This is a genomic window from Klebsiella sp. KE9456, assembly GCF_043832615.1.
GTDB classification, from domain to species: domain Bacteria; phylum Pseudomonadota; class Gammaproteobacteria; order Enterobacterales; family Enterobacteriaceae; genus Klebsiella; species Klebsiella indica.
In genome coordinates, this window is record NZ_JBDYQK010000004.1 from 1 (window position 1) to 19,200 (window position 19,200).

At 54.8% G+C, this 19,200-nt stretch carries 18 protein-coding genes and 1 pseudogene; 2 read left to right on the top strand and 17 right to left on the bottom strand.

Going from position 1 to position 19,200, the window contains the following annotated elements; all coding sequences use genetic code 11:
• Positions 1 to 305: 305 nt before the first annotated feature.
• The 3 genes and pseudogenes from ABK821_RS05035 to ABK821_RS05045 all read right to left on the bottom strand — a co-directional run.
• Positions 306 to 497: pseudogene (locus ABK821_RS05035) on the bottom strand (hypothetical protein); the annotation flags it as partial.
• 15 nt (positions 498 to 512) lie between these two features.
• A complete protein-coding gene (locus ABK821_RS05040) occupies positions 513 to 935 on the bottom strand; it encodes a type III secretion system chaperone (protein WP_138362291.1) in 423 nt (140 codons plus the stop codon).
• Between the two features lie 48 nt (positions 936 to 983).
• Positions 984 to 6,506: an AvrE-family type 3 secretion system effector gene (locus tag ABK821_RS05045; protein WP_138362292.1), complete on the bottom strand. Its 5,523-nt coding sequence runs from the start codon at positions 6,504 to 6,506 to the stop codon at positions 984 to 986.
• Positions 6,507 to 6,699: 193 nt separating this feature from the next.
• On the opposite strand from ABK821_RS05045, the gene ABK821_RS05050 reads away from it, so the two are divergent.
• Positions 6,700 to 7,962 carry a pectate lyase gene (locus ABK821_RS05050; RefSeq protein ID WP_138362293.1) on the top strand — a complete coding sequence of 421 codons (1,263 nt, stop codon included), beginning with the start codon at positions 6,700 to 6,702 and terminating at the stop codon, positions 7,960 to 7,962.
• On the top strand, positions 7,959 to 8,282 hold the full coding sequence (locus tag ABK821_RS05055; protein WP_138362294.1) for a DNA-binding protein: 324 nt from the start codon (positions 7,959 to 7,961) through the stop codon (positions 8,280 to 8,282). The genes ABK821_RS05050 and ABK821_RS05055 overlap by 4 nt, the downstream gene beginning before the upstream one ends.
• Positions 8,283 to 8,343: 61 nt before the next feature.
• Here ABK821_RS05055 and ABK821_RS05060 read toward each other — a convergent pair whose 3' ends face one another.
• From ABK821_RS05060 to ABK821_RS05125, 14 genes are all read right to left on the bottom strand, one after another.
• Positions 8,344 to 9,771, bottom strand: coding sequence for a membrane-targeted effector domain-containing toxin (locus tag ABK821_RS05060; RefSeq protein ID WP_343178735.1), 1,428 nt, complete (start codon positions 9,769 to 9,771; stop codon positions 8,344 to 8,346).
• A 78-nt stretch (positions 9,772 to 9,849) separates the two neighbouring features.
• The gene (locus ABK821_RS05065) at positions 9,850 to 11,064 is read right to left on the bottom strand and encodes a harpin HrpZ family protein (RefSeq protein ID WP_138362296.1); all 1,215 of its coding nucleotides are present in this window, start codon (positions 11,062 to 11,064) and stop codon (positions 9,850 to 9,852) included.
• Positions 11,065 to 11,217: 153 nt separating this feature from the next.
• Complete coding sequence (gene hrpV / locus ABK821_RS05070) at positions 11,218 to 11,571, bottom strand: HrpV family type III secretion system protein (protein WP_138362297.1); 354 nt, start codon at positions 11,569 to 11,571, stop codon at positions 11,218 to 11,220.
• Entirely contained in the window at positions 11,564 to 11,761 is a 198-nt protein-coding gene (hrpT, locus tag ABK821_RS05075) for an HrpT family type III secretion system protein (protein WP_138362298.1), read from the bottom strand. Before hrpT ends, hrpV begins: the two co-directional genes overlap by 8 nt.
• A 16-nt stretch (positions 11,762 to 11,777) precedes the next feature.
• On the bottom strand, positions 11,778 to 13,802 hold the full coding sequence (gene sctC, locus ABK821_RS05080; protein ID WP_343178734.1) for a type III secretion system outer membrane ring subunit SctC: 2,025 nt from the start codon (positions 13,800 to 13,802) through the stop codon (positions 11,778 to 11,780).
• Positions 13,795 to 14,226 (bottom strand): type III secretion system chaperone, encoded by a 432-nt coding sequence (locus tag ABK821_RS05085; RefSeq protein WP_138362300.1) that lies wholly within the window; start codon positions 14,224 to 14,226, stop codon positions 13,795 to 13,797. Before ABK821_RS05085 ends, sctC begins: the two co-directional genes overlap by 8 nt.
• Positions 14,213 to 14,437, bottom strand: coding sequence for a serine kinase (locus ABK821_RS05090; RefSeq protein WP_343178733.1), 225 nt, complete (start codon positions 14,435 to 14,437; stop codon positions 14,213 to 14,215). The genes ABK821_RS05085 and ABK821_RS05090 overlap by 14 nt, the downstream gene beginning before the upstream one ends.
• 77 nt (positions 14,438 to 14,514) lie before the next feature.
• Positions 14,515 to 15,123 (bottom strand): type III secretion system stator protein SctL, encoded by a 609-nt coding sequence (gene sctL, locus ABK821_RS05095; RefSeq protein WP_138362302.1) that lies wholly within the window; start codon positions 15,121 to 15,123, stop codon positions 14,515 to 14,517.
• Positions 15,117 to 15,713 (bottom strand): type III secretion system protein, encoded by a 597-nt coding sequence (locus tag ABK821_RS05100; protein WP_171034915.1) that lies wholly within the window; start codon positions 15,711 to 15,713, stop codon positions 15,117 to 15,119. The genes sctL and ABK821_RS05100 overlap by 7 nt, the downstream gene beginning before the upstream one ends.
• Positions 15,706 to 16,485, bottom strand: coding sequence for a type III secretion system inner membrane ring lipoprotein SctJ (gene sctJ / locus ABK821_RS05105; protein WP_138362303.1), 780 nt, complete (start codon positions 16,483 to 16,485; stop codon positions 15,706 to 15,708). Before sctJ ends, ABK821_RS05100 begins: the two co-directional genes overlap by 8 nt.
• Positions 16,486 to 16,491: 6 nt before the next feature.
• The gene (locus ABK821_RS05110) at positions 16,492 to 16,851 is read right to left on the bottom strand and encodes an EscI/YscI/HrpB family type III secretion system inner rod protein (protein ID WP_343178732.1); all 360 of its coding nucleotides are present in this window, start codon (positions 16,849 to 16,851) and stop codon (positions 16,492 to 16,494) included.
• A gap of 60 nt (positions 16,852 to 16,911) precedes the next feature.
• Entirely contained in the window at positions 16,912 to 17,124 is a 213-nt protein-coding gene (locus ABK821_RS05115) for a hypothetical protein (RefSeq protein ID WP_138362305.1), read from the bottom strand.
• A gap of 111 nt (positions 17,125 to 17,235) precedes the next feature.
• Positions 17,236 to 18,138: a sigma 54-interacting transcriptional regulator gene (locus tag ABK821_RS05120; protein ID WP_241675649.1), complete on the bottom strand. Its 903-nt coding sequence runs from the start codon at positions 18,136 to 18,138 to the stop codon at positions 17,236 to 17,238.
• A 418-nt stretch (positions 18,139 to 18,556) separates the two neighbouring features.
• Positions 18,557 to 19,198, bottom strand: a complete 642-nt coding sequence (locus ABK821_RS05125; protein ID WP_138362307.1) for a response regulator transcription factor — start codon at positions 19,196 to 19,198, stop codon at positions 18,557 to 18,559.
• Between the last annotated feature and the right edge of the window lie 2 nt (positions 19,199 to 19,200).

Consider the following 19,200-nt stretch of genomic DNA (forward strand, 5'->3'; position numbering starts at 1 on the left):
CGGACGCCAATAGAAACGTTACTTGATGGAAAACGCATCTGGGCTGAGAAAAATTTAAGCCAGATGTAATCTGACAGATACCTGTATAAATAACCGGTAACTGTCAGATCAGGTCTGAGCTAATACAACTTACTGCTGACAGACATTTGATTCTGATTCGTTTGGAGAAACGGATGATTTTGAATCATTGTCGATAGTAGCCAGTTGACGCCGCCCAGTGTCAACGATTCCAGCCAGATTCTGCCATCCTTACCATTGGTGCGCATAATGTATATTATGTTAAATTAACCATTTTAGTGTTTATCTCATACATCAGATAAGATCATCAGATTGCCCCTTCCCTTGGCCTTATGTGGAAACCTGAGAAACAGTGTCCGTTCATGGGTCTGCGATGCTTGAAAGCCATGACGAATATAGAAAGCGTTGGCTTCCTCAGCGAGTGCGTGAACCATGAACGCCCGGACACCGATTTCTCTGGCTACCTGATAACAGCGCAATGCCGTTTGCGTAAATCACGCTTCTGCTTTCAGGGTCGCATGTCGATTTAACAAATCACTGATAAACTCTCGTACTTCCACCGTCTGCGTAATAAAACCGTTCAGCATATGACTGAAGACAGATTCGTCCAATTGACGTAACGGCTGCTGATAACAGAGCCGTATCGCATTATGTTCATCCAACGCCAGCCAGCAGCCGCGCATCGCGCCCATCTCAAAATTCAATTGCAGCAGCAACGGATAAATCTGCTCGTCTGCCTCAAACAGATGACAATGCAGCAACAGACTATCGCTGTGTTCCGGCACCTCCAGCACCGCCGCCTCTTGCCCCTGTTCATGACACAAGGCGCAGACGCCCTCTTTCAGATGCAGCGGCTCCGTGCTGCCGGCTGCAAAATGTTGCAGCAGTTTTTCCACCTGCAGTTGTGATTCGGTCATTATCTCGTTCCTTTACCTGTAATGATGTGACAGAAGCGTCAGCCCGCCTTAGCTCTTCATCTCCATACCTTCTTTTTTCAACTCATACAAAGCCGACGCAATGTCAGGGTTGGCTTTGGCGATTTCCCCTTCCAGCGAGAAACGGCGTGGAATAGTCTGATCCTGACCATACTTAAAATTAATGGTGCCAATATTCCGCTCCATGCTAACGCCAGCGCTGTTATTGGCGCCCAACAGCAGGCTCGGCATAGAAAAACCTTCACTTTTGCTGACGCTCTGGCTGACGCTGACGGACTGAATACGCAGGTTGTTGCGGTCCTGAAACAAGATCCCCACTTCTTCGCGTCCCACCTTGCCATCATGCATTGCCCGTTCGGTCTGCTCGCGCAAATCGTCCTTCAGTTCTAGCGACACCCTGGCGCTGCTGAACGGCGTGGCCTGCAGTTGTTTGATTAACCCCTTCAGTACCGGGTCGCTCTCCATAAAACTGCTCAACCGCTGGGCGTTGCTCGGTGGCAAAGCGGCATTAAAATGCTGGCGCAGCAAATGCAAGATGCCGTCGCTATCCAGTTTACTCAGATTGTTATAGGCAGTGGTATGGCTGGCAGAGCTCAGCTCCATGCCGTTGCCTTCCGCTATCTGTTGGCGCAGTACCATTTTGTTCAGGCTGCGCAGCGCTTCATAACGTTCATCGCCGCTTACTGTCTGCCCAGAGAAATGGCGATGCAAAATGCCCAATTGTTCCGGCAGATTGTCATCCCCTTGCTCTTTGAGCGCCGCCAGCAACTGACTGCTGGCAGTATCAGTGAAATGTTTTCCCAGCGTTGACATCAGTTCGCTGATATCGTTACCCGTTACCGGCTCTGCTCTCTTCAGCTCCACGCTGATACTCTGTGAAGTCCGGTTATCCAGTGCCAGCGCGACCGAGACGTTGGTGGAAGCAAATGCCGGGAAAGTACCGATCGATTTCCCATCATTTGTGGACGCATGCGCCACCCCCATGGTGGCAGTCAGGTTAGCCCCGACGCTGGCAGAATTAAGGAAGGTCGGACGGTTGTCGCTGGAGGAGTGCGCGTTGCCAAACTGGCTGGCTGTGGTGCTGCGCTCACGCGTCGCCGACAGCAGGTTCATTGATGCGCTCAGCCCGGTGGAAACGCGCGCTGTCACGGTATTGGGCTTGCTGCCGTCTTCCGTCAGGTTAATACCGGCACGCAGATCCAGCGCTGCGCTGGTATCGACGTTAAATACCAGTTTGCTTCCCTGCTTCGTCTGATGTTCGATCCCTTTTCTGATCAGTTCGACCGGCGTCAGCGTCCCCTGCATCAGTCCACGCAGAAAGTCGGGCAGTTCATCCTCGGTCAGTTTGAATTTCAGACTGTTTTGCAGCGTGCCCTGCACGCTGCCGCTAACGCCGCCGCCAATGCGAAAATCCGGGCTGATTTTGTGTTTTTTGCTCAACCAGTCGCTGGCATTATCGGCGGTGGCTTTTTTACCGGTCATATACGGCATCAGATCGTAGCCGGTGGACACCGAGATGTTTCCGCTCATTCCGCCGTCGCGGCCAAAACTGACGTTCAGCCCCCGCGACGCACGACTAAAGCTGAGGTTATAGGCGCGATCCAGAGTCACCCCGGCTCCCGGCACAATCGGTACCGGCACTTTCTTCAGCGTCGGAACAAAAGCGGTGCTGACCCCGCCGCTATAGGAGCGACTGAAACTGATGCTTTCGCCGTTATCAAGCGATAACAGCGTCTGTTTCAACTTCTGTTCCAGCTCCGCGTTGCCATGCGTTTCCAGTACGGTACGAGCGGCCAGATTAACGCCGTGGTGCTCTTTCTTAAAGGCATTGATAAAAGCCTTCACCGCATCATAATCCGCCTCCAGCGCACTGTGATGGCTAAAGCCCATATCGCTATATTCTTTGACTGGGTTAGCGCCATACTGTTTTTCGCGCAGCGTATCGAACTGCTGGCGTAATTGCTGCAGCTGTTCGGCATCAGGCTTATGGCCTGAAAGCAGTGACGCCTTATCAACCAGTTGATGCAGTTCACCCAGCGTCACGGTATCCAGAATCAGCCGCGATTTGGTGATGGCGGTCTTATCATTCGGGTCCCGTTGCCGCCCTAGCGGAACATCCCCCTTCTGGTGGCTCATATTGACCCCGGCACTAATAAAATGCGCCAGCAGTTTTTCCAGCTTGCTGTCCGCCGACGGCGGCGCTGCGCGCACTGCAGTCAACAGCGACGCGCTGAGATCGCGCCCGGAGCGGTTTATATTGAAGCTCTGCACCAATGCTTTGCTGCGCGAAGGCTGGTATTTCGGGTTAATTTCACCATTGCTCTTCACCACCCCTTGATGCTGCCCAAGCTGGGTCGCCGCACGAGTCGCACTGCGTTCCAGTTCATCGCAAAAACGCTGTAAATCTTCATGTAGCGTTTTGCCGTGTTCACCCAGATCCAGCACCGCCAGTTTACTGCCGAGGTTTGGTTGCGTGTCCTTATGGCGAACATTATGCGCTTCCAGTTGTTTAATCAGCGCTCCCTGCATCTCGTACAGCGGTTTCAGCCCCTGTCGCCCCTGCCATTGATGCTGAGTCGCATAGGCGGCGTTTTTCAGCGGACGCGGCGTCGCCATCGTCGGATTGAAAATATAGGCCCGCACCCGATCGGCAAATTTGCTGCTGACTTTGCGGTTTTCCATACCGCTCTGTCCCGCCACCTGCGCCGTCATTTTCACCGTGACGCCGGTGCCGGGAAGCACGCGCCCCTTTACGCCCTGATTCAGTCGGTTGAACACGGTTTGCGCCTCGCGTCCGGCCTGATGCAACGGCGAGATCTCAGAGGTCTGATGCGCCTGCCAGCCACGGGCAGTCAGCAGGTGCTGGCTACCGTCCTCTAAAGTGGCCACCGGCTGATGCGTCGCATTCATATCCAGCCGTTTCAGCGCGCATTCTCCCTGCGGCGCCGACACTTTCTGCCAACCGCTTCCAGCGCCATTGTTTTGCCAGTCGGCTCGGGGTTGATAAAACAGCTCGCCACGGTGATTTAACGCATACAGATTCTGCTGATGGTCGACGTGAATATCTTTCAGCGTGCCTTCAATCCCTTCATGACTCAGCGTCTGCGGTAAACGCGCCAGTTGCTGCGTCCCAGGGACCAGCTGGAAGGCGCGAATGTCGCCTTTTTCCGTCAGCGCCAGATAATGATTCATACCGATCACCGCCATCGCCTGCGCTTTATCCGCTTTATCCAGCCCCGGCAGCGCACTGCCCGGTTCCGGCTTGTTACGGACATGCGGCAGGGTAAACAGGTTATCCGCTCCTTGCTTGATCGACGCGCTGCTCTGGTTAATATCCAGTCGTTTAACTTCACCGTCTTTCAGTATATAGGCCGCGCCGTCCAGCCCTTTCTTCAACTGCTGACAGTCCGCCTCTGCTCCGGTCCATGATTTGGTTAATTGATCGAAATAATGAACTTTGCCTTCCTGTAACGTCAGGCTACCCTGGTGCCGCATATCCAGTATCTCGTGCGGCTCAGGGTTGAGCTGATGTAACCCCAGTTGATTATCAATCACCAGGGAATCGCTCAGATTCCAGCCAGGATGGAACTGATGATCGTTCGCCAGTGGGCAGGCATGCTGCTGTTTAAAATTATCCTTTACCACGGCGTTAAGCTGTCCGTGATCGTCGGTAAAGAAACTGGCTATTTTATGATCCTCGCCAAAATGGCGCGTAAGCGCTTCCTGCGGCATCGCTTTCATCGCCAGTTCCGTTTCACCCTGTTGCGGCAAGGGGCCAGTGAACAATTTCCCTTCGCTGTCAGCGACAAATAGCCGTCCGTGGCTGATGGCGACGGATTGCGCCTCCAGATGGGCCTGCCCGTGCTGTAACGCCAGTTTGCTGTCAGCAAACTGCAGCCTGACCGAAATACGGCTCTCTGGCGCGGCATTCAGCGCAGGCAGCAAACTCATTTGATGACGACTGGGGGTATCGGTCAGGATCGCTACCTGCCCCTTCTCGCTGACGGCAAAGGATTTAATCTTGTCGACAAATTTTTCTGAACCAACGTTGTCGGAGAGATTACGCAGCGTGCGGCTGTCCTGCAGGGTATACAGCTTGCCGTCTGCCTGGCGCGATAGTTGACTATGTGGCGTGTTATCCGCCGCCTGCCAAACATCCAGTTCTGGATGCAGAAGATGAAGCTTGCCATCGTGCAAACGGAACTGTTCCGTTTGCGGGCGATCGGCGGTCGGTGGCCGGGAGTAGATACCAGTCATCAGCGCACGGTGCATTTCCCCCGGCTGTCGTAGCAATGCGTGACGCTCCGTACCGATATTGAGCGTCACTCTTCCGCTGCCTTTCTCCATCGCCAGCGCGATTTCCTGCGTTCCCGCCTGTGCCAGGCGAGCTTTCAGATCAACAGGCTGACTGTTGTGCAGTACGCTGTAGCTGGTGCCGTTGCTATTGATATCAAACAGCCGTCCCTTATTATCAAGTAGCAGATGCTGGTTGCCGTCACTGCTGGCATGGTGCGCCAGATAGCGTTGTTCTTCTTTGCCCAGCGTTTGCTGCAACAGGGTATTGATCGCAGGGGGATTACTGGCGGCCAGATGCAGCTTACCGTTGTCCAGCGTCATCGCCAGCGGTACGGTAGCCCTCCCCTGGGTCTGCAATGCCGGCTGTCCGCGCAGCGGAAGCGGCAGCGAACTTTCACCTTCCAGCGGGCTTTCCGTGATGGTCGCCAGCTTAGGCTGGAATTTCGCGGTTAGCGGGGTTTCTACACCCAGCGCCGGGGCTTTATACGGATTAGCCCGTTCACGCGCCAGCATCTGCTGATGCAATTGCTGAAACTCGCTATCATCATCGTCGCTCTCCACCGCCGCGCTCTCGTCATGGCTGGCCGCGGCACGCCCGACGGTTGAAGAAGACTCCGTATCTTCTTTAATTTCATGGTGGCTGCCGGGAATATTTACCGTGTTCACCGCCTGAAACGGGCTGGATGACGTTGACGCCAGTTTGTTCAGTGTCGCCAGACGCATCTGGCTGAAATTATTCAGTTGCTGTTGCCGCTGATGGCCGCTGACCGGGGCTTCCTGCTGGTCGTCATCGACTTTCGTCATCGGCCGACCCGCCATATCGCCAAGACTTTCGCGTCTCACCGCGCCGGAGCGGGTCAGACGGGCTGACTCTTTCACCGTCGGTGATGATGATTCGGCACTTTCCTGTGCCAGTAAATCACGTAACGAAACCTTGGGGCTGGACGCCTTCGTCGTCCGGTTCGAGGCAGACATGGCAGGGGTTGGGGGGGCTGATTTCTTCAGCCCAAGCAGGCTTTTCAGACTGAATGATTTTTTTTGCTGACGGGCTGGCGTCCCCCCATCCGTCGCCGTCGATTGTTGGCGTATCTGCGGCTTAGCGCCGCTACGCTTGCCTTCCTCCGCCAGCGACAACGCCATATTTTGCGGGCTGCTGCTATTGCTGCCCTGTTGCAGGGTCATCCCGGACGCGGCATGGCTGGTCGACGCGACGTGCTGTATTGCCGCCTTCTGTTCTGTTCCATGGATCCTGAGCATGGTGCTTCTCCCGTCTCGGCTATAAATCGTGAGTTGCTGTTATGTGTCCATTGCGACGTTCAGGTTCCATCCGGCCGAAAATATTATCGTCCTCGCCGTTGTCGGCAGGGAACCGCCCGTGCACAAAACACACTCACTTCAGGTAACACCCCCCCCCACTTCCGGGACAATTCAACTATGCGAGGGCTCAGCCATGTCAGCACTGACATTTACCATCTCCCTTCCTCCTCTGTCAGAAGGGGTAGCGCAAACGGGCAATATGCCCGAGCAATCCCAATCCACTGCGGGACAATCGAACCCAGAAACCATTGAACAACTGGCGCAAATGCTGGGGCAACTGCTACAGCCGTTAGCCGGGTCACAGGCAAACAATGGCTCATCTGCGCCATTCGGCAACAACAGCGATCCGCTGGGCGGCATTGGCTCGCAGGGGCAAAACGGCGTCTCGCCGCAAAATGCCAGCAGTAATCAGCTTGGCACGATGGGCAGCAACGGTCTGGATCAAAGCCTGATGTCCGACGACCAGGGCGGTGGTCACATCAGCGATAATCAGTTGTTGAAGGCCTTGCTGAAACTGATCGCACAAATGATGGATGGGCAAAACGGGCAGTTCGGCCAGCCGAATACCGCCAGCCAGAACGCTGGCGGAGGAAGCAATAATTCGACGACAGACGGTGGCTCACCAACGAATGCCCTGTCGTCACCCTCCTCCACCGGATTACCTGCCTCCGGATCAGTTCTTCCCTCTTCTCCTGTCGGGGGGACAGCTGAACCTTCACTGATGAGCAATCTGTCCGATCCGCTGGGTAGCAGCGGCACAGGCGCCTCGTCGGCCGTGGGCTTTCCTGACGCCAGCGACAATCCAACGGTGCTGAATAACACCATTATCGTAAAGGCAGGCCAGGAGTTTGATGGTAAAGGGCAAACCTTCACAGCCGGACCTGCCCTGGGCGATGGCGGTCAGTCGGAAAGCCAGAAACCACTGTTCAAACTGGAGGATGGCGCCAGCCTGAAAAACGTCATCATTGGCAATAATGGCGCAGATGGCATCCATCTTTACGGTGACGCTAAGATAGATAACGTGCATTTCACCGATGTAGGAGAAGATGCCATCACCGTGAAGCCGAACAGCGATGGCAAGAAATCTAACGTTGAAATCACCAACAGTAGTTTCGCCAACGCCACCGATAAAATCCTGCAACTGAACGCAGATACCAGCCTGACCGTTGACAACGTGAAGGCCAAAGATTTCGGTACCTTTCTCCGCACCAATGGCGGTCAACAGGGCGACTGGGATCTGAACCTGAATAATATCAGCGCACAAAACGGCAAGTACTCATTTGTCAAAAGCGACAGTGAAGGATTGAACGTCAATGCCAGCAATATCTCGCTGGATAACGTCAACAATCACTATAAGGTGCCGGATTCAGCCAGGCTACAGGTAGCTGAATCATGATCGGTTCACCCGTTACTCTGGTATCAGAAAGTTGGGTGGATGTCGTCGAGCGAGGAGAACGCCTTTCACCACAGCAGTATCAGGCATTTCAGTTGGCGATCGCTCAGGTCAAGCAGCATTTACAACAGGTGCTGTGCAACCCGATGTCGCAACGGCAGGGTCAGTTTGAGCTGGATGGTTTTGTCGATAGCCTGCATGAGGATTTTCTGGCTGTAGACGCCGCGACAGGGAGTCGCGCAGGCCAGACGGCTTTTCTGATCACCCGCCTGCTGGCCGATAATCTATTGGAATTGCAGCGGTTGCAGAAGCGCTCCGTCTAAAAAGCAACAGGCATCGGGAAGGATACCGATGCCTGCACTGTCAGCAATCTGAAAAATATATTCATCCGCCTGGTTTTTTATAAGACAGTACGATATCCGGGTTCAGTTGACCATCGGCGTAACCTTTTACATTGATATCAATATATGGTCGTGATTTGCGGCCATGATCATCGATAATCATCGAACGCACGCCTTTTAGTTCGGCCAGTCCGGGAACGCCATTATAAGTGCTGGCATGAGCCGAGCCCACAAAGACCAGCCACTTACCCGGCGGTTCGCTAAGACGTATTTTTTCTGCGGCATAATAATTCATCAATTTGATACGGCTGTTATCCGGTGATTTTGAGGCCGAGTAAGTTTCGGCAGTGTCTATCGGGATGACAGCGATCCCGGCTTCTTTCGCTGCGCGGATGATCTGCTTAAAATTGTATTTTGGCGAGGGTCCACTAAGACCTGATTGCCCTCGATCCTGCATATCCAGGTAGGCTGACAGACGGGTCGGCATCGCGCTGTTTTTTGGTGCGCTTAAATATTCGGCCAGTGCCTTACCGTGCGAATCTGCGCACAAGTGCTCCATAAACAACGTGCTGACCCCCGCTGCCTTCAGCCCTGCCATGTTCTTGATCAGCTCACGCTTGCTGCTCACCGTATGATGCGCCTCACCAATTACCAGACCGGGGGAATCATGTAAGAGTTCGCGCATCACGCTGATACTGTCCTTGCCGCGCGGCGCAGTCAGAGGTGCCAGAGGGCGATTACCCTGGGCGTGGAAGTGGGCGAAATAATTGTCAGCCTTTTTCACCAGCTCATTTGCCATATGCCCGCCGCTATTATCTCCCCACACCCCTTTTGACGTGAGAAATGATTTTATTTCCAGGTAATTGAGATTGATCCCCAACGATTTTTTGCCCTGATGCGTCAAAACCGCCTCCAGTGGAATGCCGGCTCTGACCATATCTTTCGCCAGCATCGCCAGCTCACGCTTCAGCATCTCTTCAACCAGGTTGGGGGCGATTCCGCTCATGCCAAACATATGTTGCGGTGCCAATGACGCCGTCGCCTTTTTCTCGCTCCACTGGGCCAGTTCCTGCAGGCTGTCAGCAAAACCATGTGCGTCGCGGTGACGTGTAAAAACAGTACGCGACGTTGAGGATGATGCCTCAGCGCTGGATGATGCCGTATGGGCAGCAGAGCGCCCCCCGTCGCCGCTGACTTTTTCACCGAGCGCCTGGTCGATTTTCATCCTGGCGACAATATCCCCAAGATGTTCATAATGCCCGGCTGGAAGCGGTTTAAGTTTACTCGAATCCGGAGACGCATTTGATTCTGCGGGATGAGGCTGCGCAACATCGTCGTACTGGTATCTTTTCGCCAGTGAACGCTCAAGACGTTTTGTCGGCGCAGCGCGGGAAGAAGACTCCGGCTGTGCGGCCTCGTCGTCTGTTGTCGGAGGATGAGAGGAATGAAAAGACAAGCCGACGGGGCGCATAGTGACTCCTTAGAACAAGAGATGCTTACCGGATTGCAAAAAAGGCGGGCAAGTCTGGCTTACCCGCCACACAACGCCTTAGGCCGCCAGTTTGCCGAGCGCCATATTGCTGATAGCGTCGCCTGTCAGGGCGGCGTCAATGCCCAATGATGAACCGCCCGCACCGTGAGCCTGGAGATTGCTGTTACTGAAATCGCCAGCCATAGCGCTTTTGATCATCCCTTTGGCCTTGTTGAACTGATCCATGCTGCCCGGCGTCATGCCGTCATCATCTGGATCGCTCAACGCAGTTGCCCATGACTTGTCATCGGTTTTCGCCGTTGTCCAGTCATCTTTCTGATATTGGGGTTTACCGAACACTTCCGGATATTGATCCATAAACTGACCAATCTCTTTCGCCATCGGCCGATCTTCCTTGTTGATAAACGAACGCGTCGCACTGTCGCTGTGAGTACCGATGGCGTTCAACGCCTCAATCCCGGCCTTCTGTCCAATACCCAGACCAACCGCATTACCCAGTTGACCGAAATCCCCTGCGCCGCTCAGACCTTGCAGACCGCCATTACCCAATTGCAACGGCGCCCCGCCCAGTCCGCCTTTGCCAAGACTCTGGCTCAGGCCATTGCTCAACAGGGCGCTCAGCGCATCGCTGACACCCTGAGTGTAGGCCTGCTGCTCGCCTGCCGTCGGTTGTCTCCCTGTACCGCTGTTGCCCTGTGCACCGCTATCCTGTCCGCCGCCCAGAATATCTTTCAACACCTCGCTGAACAGCATGGACAATTGCTGTAGAGGATCGCTGGCCGCGGAGTCTGTACCGCCACCAGAGCCAGAGTTGGGCAGATAGCTGGAAGTCGGTTTGGAACCCAGGGCCTGATCCAGCGATGAACCTACGCCAGATCCCATGGCATCACCCAGGCTGGAGCCCAGTGAGTTGCCCAGCGCCGCACCTAACGGACCACCCAGCGCACCGCCTAATGCGCCACCCGCTCCGCCTCCCAGCGAACTCCCCAGCCCGCTGCCAAAGCCCCCCAGGCCGCCTCCACCGAACAAGTTGCCCAAACCACCGCCGCCCAGCAATCCGCCTCCGAGCAAACCGCCGCCCATCATGCTCATCATCATCATGCTAGTAAGCATACCAGCCAGTTTATTGATGGCATCCGTGCCTCCCTGAGCACCGAGGCCATTATATTGATTGCCTGCGCCAAATCCCCCTGCACCGCGCGAGCCAGCGGTGATTGTAATATTGAGTGTTGTCGGCTGCGTTGCCGACCCGATGATTGATCCCAGACTCATAGGCTGTTCCTTAATAGTGGAAGTAAGAATGTAAGCTTGGGCCACCCGCACTGAACGCTGTCCGATGAATACGCCAAGCCTTTATTGAGTGCCCGGGAAAAGGTTCCGGTTCCACCACATGGGGAAAAAACCGTGCCGCCCGGCACCACTAACTCAGAGACCGGGATAAGTGATGCCAGCCAGGGAGAGCAGACGCGCGATCTGCTGCGCGTCATCTTCGTGTTCATCTGGCAACTGGCACCAGATCGACAGACGGCGCGCACCGTCGAGAAAAAGGTAACAACCGTCATAGCGATCCAGTTGTTGCGCGCGCTTGCGCAATATATGACGGTAAAAACCGGTCGGCAGGCTGTCGGGCTGCAAATTGATCATCAACTCTCGCCCGCGCTCGCCGCTCAAGGCCAGCAGTTCCACGCCCGGTTGTACTGACCAGCGACAACGCTGCCGCGCTTGCAGCAGATGCAACAGCGCCTCCAGGGAAGTTACCTGCGGACAAGACTTATTCATTTACCGTCACCCGGGTATAATCCGCCGGGCCATTGCGCAGCTCGGGCTGCCACCAGATCACTAACTGATGAGGCGCAGACTGCGGGCGGCACGCCGCCGAAGTGCACTCCAGGCTGTTATCATGCTGACCGGCACAGGCCGTGAGCAGCATGGATGCGCCCAGCAACCACCCTAATTGCCCCCTTTTCATCTTTTCTCCTCGCCTGTTACGGGTTTAATAACGATACGCGGGATGCCTGTAGTGCCCGATTTGAATCCAGCGCCAGATACACCTCGGCCGACTCACCCGGCGCCAGCATGGCATGCGGCCAGGCGGCCACCGCCAGCGTGCGTTTGCTTGCACAACTGGCTTCATCAAAACGCAGCGGTTTAGTGCCGGTATTGCGTACCACGCCAATGATCAATTGCACACTGCCATTGCTGTACCACTGTCCCCGGTTGCCGTCGAAACGCAGCCACGGCGTATTTCGGCATACTTCACTCAGACGTGAACCTGATGTCTGCATTCGGAAACCAGCGGGCAGTTCTCCTTCAGCCAGATCTCGCAGCGCGTTTTCCACCACATCATGCTGGTTGACATTGCTGTGCCGTCGGTTCACCCGTCCCATCGCATCATTCAGTTGCTGGCGGTTGTCTGCCGCAACGTAGCGGGTTGGGTCGGTTTGATCGCCAATCAAACGAGGTGTGAGGATAAACAGTCGTTGCCGCTGCGAAATCTCATGACGCGTTGAGGTGAACAGTTTGCCAATCCACGGAATATCGCCCAGCAAAGGGATACGTCGATCGCGATCGCCGCTCTCTTCCACATGGAAACCTCCCAGCACCAACGCCCTGTTTTCGCCGATCAACGCCTGGGTACTGACCGTGCCACGTTTGACGCCAGTCGCCTGACCGTCGCTGTCCGTCTGGACATGACCATCTTCAATATCAATGGTTAACTGAATACTGGTATGGCCTTGATAGCCTACTGCGCGCGGCGTTACCTGCAGGCTGGTACCTGCGGTTATCGGTTGAATATCCGCAACGCGTTCGCCGGTCGCGGTAATAAAGGCTGTCTGGCTAAAGTCGATCACCGCTGGCTGATTCTCCAGCGTCAACACCGAGGGGTTGGCAATAATCGAGGCGGTCCCCTCGCCTTCCAGCGCCTGAATATCAGCGAAAAAGCGTTTGAAATCACTAACAAACAACGTGCCACTACCGGACATCAGCGAACTGCCGCCGCTGACTCCGCCCAGCGTCGCCTGCCAGTTGGCCTCCAGACGACTGAGTGCCGTACGATCGATATCAAGGATCACCGCATCGATCTCCACCAGGTTCTGCGGTACATCAATTTTGGCAATCAACTGGCGGTACTCTTCCCGTCGTTTTTCGTCATCGCGGATCAGTAGCGCATTGTTGCGCACATCAGCGGAGATACGTCCCCCTGGCTCGCCCATATCGTCGTTGTTGCCACCACCGTGAGCAGCGGTTTTATCGCGATGACTCAACCGTGCCAGCAGCGTCTCGGTATTCTGTTGCATCGCGGTCATGTCAGGGCCGCCCACTGTGTCGGTGCCACCGTTGGCGCTCAGCGGCGCCGGACGTTTACCGTTCAACAGCTCGTTGAGCATCGTTGCTACGCCGGGGATAACCAGTGTCTGATCGCGATAATGGATGGTACGATCGGCCACCGAGGCATAGCGTAGCGGAAAAATCATTACTTTGCGCCGATCGTCTTTTTCCTCTCGTTGCTGGCTGAAGCGCTTGATCAGCGCGACGTACTCCGGCGGCCCGGTCACCAGTACCACGCCGTCATCCGGCAGTTCGCCCCAGCCAAAACGCGGGTCCAGCAAACCGATACCGCTCAGCGCCTGTTTAATGTCCGGCGCAGCATCAGGCGAGATCTCCAGCCGTTCGGAAGTTTGCTCATCCTGTGGGCTGACATACAGCGTGTTGTTGTAAACAAACCACTGAAAATGGTGCTCCAGCGCCAGCCGATCCAGAAACGCGCTGGCGCTGTCTGCGCGTATCTTCGCGTTCACCTCTCCGTCCTCAATGTTGCCCAGTCGGAGTTCGACCCCGTGACCGTCGGCAAAATCCTGCAGCACGGTAGACAACGGCGTATGATCCGCGGAATAGGCGTATGACTGCTCTTTCCAGTCGGATGGCGTCTGCCCCAACACCGCAGGCGCGGCACACAACATCAATAACGCGCAGAGTAAACGACCGCAGGAATAACGTTTCTCAGCCATGATTTCCCCCTGGTAAAAATGCCAGGCTGTGTAAAGGCATTGCGGACTGAGCGCCCGCTTTTTTGATCGGCTGCTGTAACAAGGATTGCCAGACGTCACGCTGATTGAGCAAGGAGGTCAATTGGTCGCAAATGGCGTCCACGTCCTCCTGATGCAAACGCAGCGCCAAACGCAGGGTATCGCCTTCCAGCAACAACGCGCCGGTATCGCGCCCAAAATGACGCAAAGCCGGCGCGCTTAGCTGTAATGCCCGACCTAATAACTGTTCGTCTGGTACGACAGCGAGCGTCAGCGACGCCAGCGCAAAAAACTGTCCGCCACGGCGTTGTAAAGAGAGCGCGCCGCCATCCACCAGCAATTGCAGGTCTTCGGCGCTGTTGTCCAGCCAGCGCGCTACCCAGGTCTGCAATTCAGTTGATCGCATTAATAATGGCTTTCGCCAGCCCATGCTTTACCGTCAGTTCCTGGTTGGCGGCCCAACTGGCGCTAGATAACCCTATGCTGGCCTCAAAAAACGCGAAGCTGTCGGCCTGGCTGTAACCTTCACTGGCATTTAATGTGGCATCGTCCAACTGTTCTTGTGCACGGTTGAATTGCGTGTCGAGGCGACGCTGGAGCGCGCTGAGTGATGACATAATCAAGTCCTCTGCTGAATGGAATACTATGAAGTAAGTGGTTATCAGCCGGACACAGTTCCGCCGCGAGTGGAATTTTACGTCGGTGGATCGGCGGTTTCATCGCCACAGACTGGCAACAGCCGTTGCACCGCCTGCCGCCAGTCAAGATGCAATTCGCCCTGAGTAGTGGTGAGCTTTAGTTTGTCGATCGGCAGCGCGTTATCCGTCTGTAATCGCCAGCACAAATGCGGCTGACTGGCTAACCAGTCAGCAACCACCTGTCTCTGATCGGGGTGACAATACAGTTCCCCCTGTGCGTCAACGGTTTGCGCCCGTAATAATTGGCGTAACAGCGCCGTCATGCGCGCATGCTCCGGAACCTGCTCCAGCAACTGGCCGATCGCCTGAGAGACCACCACCTCCATTACTACCAATGCCTGACTTTCCAGTTGCTGATACTGTTGTTGCAAAGCATGCAGCATCGCATCTGCCTGCTGCCAGAAATCCCGTTCGACCTGTTGACGTACCGCCTCCCGCTGCTGTTCGCGCTCCTGTTCAGCCGTCATCAGTAACGCCTGAGCCTGCTGCTGCGCCTGCACCAGAAGCGTCTGCCCTTGTTGCTGTAGCCGTAACTGCGCCCTGGTTATGATCGGCGCCAGATCGGTGTCGCCATTGAGTAACGTAATACGTTTTTGCGTCAACATAACGGCTCCTGCGCAGCCTGCCAGATCGCCGCTTGCCAAAGAGGCAGCAAGCGTGAGGGAAAATCACTCAGCGGGGGTAGCCGCTCCACTGCCTGGACCCGGTCAGGAGAGAAATGTAGCCGGACGCGCGGCCAACATAATGGCCCACAGCGCAGGTTTAACAGCCATAACCCGTCGATTGCGCCATCACCCGTTGGTATTCCCGGTGGCGGCGTTAGCCATAATCCCGGACGCATCGCCTGAGCGATACGTCGGCACCAGCGTTGCTGATCTGCCGTCAGAGTGTGTCTGCTGCTGTCACGCCAGCACACTTCCGCCACCAACCGTAATACCCGTAACCGCAAAGGAGATGACAACTGCATCAGTTGCAACAGGGTATCGTCAACCGCCGCGATCGACGCGGGTAACTGAAGCCGGGCGCATAACTGCTGATGATGCGTACGCGCCAGTTGTCGTAATGTCGCCTCGTCAAGCTGGTAGAAGTCGGCCTGCCGCCAGGCGGGCTCCGCCGTCAACCAGCAGTCGATACACCACCAGCGAAGCCAGCTTAGCGCCAAATCCACCTGCGCGTCGGCCGTTAACTCATTCACTCTTCTGCTCCGCCACGGGTACTGCCTGACGATGATAGCGCTGCCAGTACATCCAACTTATCGCGCCGCCCACCACCAGCAGAATCAGCAAACCGATTAGCCCGCACCACCAGTTCAACTGCTGCGCGCGCTGCTGTGTCACCACCCAGGGGCCGAAATTAACCATCGTCGGTTTGTCCTGGTAGCTTTCCGCCGGAACGAACACAATCGCCAGATCCTTGTCTGAACGACCTGCCAGCCCAGGCAGGCTACTGGCCACCATGCGGCGAATACGCGGTTCAATGGCGTCCGGATCCAGATCGGGGCGATATTTGATAAAGACCGCCGCGCTGGCAGGTTGGACCGGCTCCCCGGGCGCAACCCGTTCAGGCAGTACAACATGGACCCGAGCGACGATAACCCCGTCTATCTGGCTCAGCGTGGATTCTACTTCCTGGGAGAGGGCATAAATGTAGCGCGCCCGCTCCTCCAGCGGCGTTGAGATCACACCGTTCTTCTGAAACACTTCTCCCAGATTGGTGCGGGCCGGGCGTGGCAAACCCGCCGCATCGAGAATATGTACGGCCCGATTCAGGTTCGGAGCATCAATCAGTACGGTGATCCCTTCTTTGTCATAACGTTTTTCCGTTTGGATATGATAGCGTCCCAGCTCCGCCGACACTTCATTGGCATCGTTTTCCGACAGGCCATGATTGAGCTCTATCTGATCATTACAGCCAGCGAGTAGCATGATGATCAATGCCAACAGCGCCTTTAACGATAATTTATCCATAGTGGGCTACTGCAAGTTAGTGAGTTTTTCCAGACTTTGTACGCCTTTCGCCACCAGTTTGGCGTTGAGCAGACTTTCCAGATAATACGAGGATAGCGTGCGGTTGGCGTCCATAACGCTTTGCGGATCGAGGCTACGCGATGCTTTCACCAGGGCTCTGTCCGCCTGGTTTGACTGGCTGCTGCCCGCAGCGGACAGGCTGGATAATTTGTCAATCCATGACTGATTGTCGATACTGGCCGTTCTGGTCTGGGAACGCAGCGCGGCGCTGAACCAGACCGCATCACCGCTGCTGGATGCGATACTTCCGGTATCAGTAATGTCCATACTGGTCAGCGAGGGAGCATTTGCAGCATTGATTTTCATGATTGCCCCTTACAGCAAGGTAAAATCCGGGCGCCGAACGGCCGCACGCCCGGTCATCACTTAGAACTGAATCGCTTTCGCCGCGTTGTGGCCGGAGTTCAGCGCTTTGGAAGCTGAATCCATTTTTCCATCGAGGATGGAGTTCTGCGTGTCCAGCTTTATTTTATCTGCCTGCGCACCGGCAGACATCGTCAATGCATCCCCCATTGCTGATTCCAGGGTTTTGGACGCAGTTTGGCTCGCGCCTGAAAGACTTGACATAAAACCGCTCATAGTTATCTCTCCAGTGGTTGAGGTTGTGTTTTCTGAACATCACATAATGTTCGTAGATTAAGTGGCTGGCTCTCCGCCCCGGTTCCCGGCTACAGCAACTTTTTTATTGCACTAACAAACGGCGCTCTCGCCTTTGCTCAACACTTTTATGCGGTGATACAGCGTACGAGCGGGAATGCCCAGCTCCCGTGCCGCGTTATCAATTTTGTGTCCATGGCGTCTCAGACAGTCGTGGATCAGGATATTTTCAATACGTCGCATTCGCTCCTTTAACTGCGACGGCTCTTGTTCGCAACGAAAAGGAATGCTTAACGGTGGCAGACCTAACGCAAAACGTTCGGCTGCGGTCTTGAGTTCGCGAATATTTCCCGGCCAATTGTAGCTCAGCAGACATTCACAGTGTTCCTGGGTAAGTTCGGGCGCGGTACGCTGTAAACGCAACGTGGCTTGCTGGGTAAAATAGTGGAATAGCGGGATGATCATCTCCAGCCGGGCGCGTAAGGGCTGAAGCTGAAGGCTGATGGTATTCAGGCGAAAATAGAGATCTCGCCTGAAGCTACCGCGTTCAACCAGTGTCAACAATGGCGTTTGCGTTGCCACAATCACGCGCATATCTACCGGCGTAAAGCGGGTGCTACCCAGTCGTTTCACCCCACGATTTTCCAGCACACGCAGCATTTTTGCCTGTAATGTTAAAGGCATACTGTCAATTTCATCCAGGAACAGTATGCCTTTATGTGCTTCTTCCACATAGCCAGCGCGCGACTCACTCGCCCCGGTATACGCGCCACGATTAATGCCGAATAACTCGCTTTCAGCCAGCGTTTCCGGGATCGCCGCACAGTTAACCGCTACCAGCTTCCCCTGGCATCCAGAAAGCTGATGAATGCGTCGCGCCAGCGTGTCTTTGCCTGTGCCCGTTTCACCTTCCAGAACCAAATCGATATTTAAGGGTGCGACGGTATTGATCATATCCACCAATGTGTCGTGGAAATCCAGGCACACAGATGCCATATTGGCCGTCGAAATCGTATTACTGTATTGATATAGCTTGATATTATTTTCCCCAGCAATCATAAAACCCCCCTCTTACTGTCTGTTATTATGAAGCTGCTATTTGCTATACACGGCAATGTTATTGCTGCGCCAAAAGACACAATTGGTTACACTTATTCAATAAAACTCCCGTTTATCTCCATTTTTTCTAACAAATACACATATTTATATGAATAAACTATCGTCATCTGCTGAATATTCAGTCAGGAAAAGCAGGGGGTGAGGGGTAAGGAAAGGCTTACAACAAACGCGTGAATTGTAAGCGGTTACATCAAAACCGTTTATATATCCACTTCTTGTATCAAAAGAATTAACAGATTGCGGTAAGGAAAGGTGCAAGGCAGCCGGTCAGCTGCCTTCAGATATAAGAATATTCTTAGGTTATCAGTTGGTGGCCGATGGCGTATTTCACGATATCGGCATTCGTGGAGAACATCATTTTTTCCATTAAACGGGATTTATGGGTGCTCACGGTTTTGTTGCTGATGGCCAGCGCCTGCGCAATGTTGTTGATGCCATCGCCACGCGCCAGCATCAGCATAATTTGCATTTCCCTTGCGCTGAGTCGCTCATGCAACAATTCGCCATCAGTGCCGCATTCGGAAAATACAATTTTCTCTGCCAGCGCATGGTCAATAAAACGTTGCCCCTGAGCAACACGATGAATCGCCGCCAGCAACGCCTCAGGCTCATTGTCTTTAGTAATATAGCCCAGCGCGCCGCACTTCAGCGCCCGTCTCGCAATCTGTGGTTCACTGAACATGGTAAGAATCAGAATCGGTAGTTTGGGGTACTGCAGCCTGATACGCATGATCAGATCTTCGCCACTGACCCCCGGCATACACATGTCCAGCAACAGCAGATCGATATCTTCCACCCGAAGACCTTCCATGACCTGGGCACCATTGCCCGCCTCCGCCACAACAACCAACCGCTCATCCAGCGAAAAAATCTGCTTTAAGCCTTCACGCATAATCACATGATCGTCTGCAATCATCAGGCGAATATTCTTTTCCATGT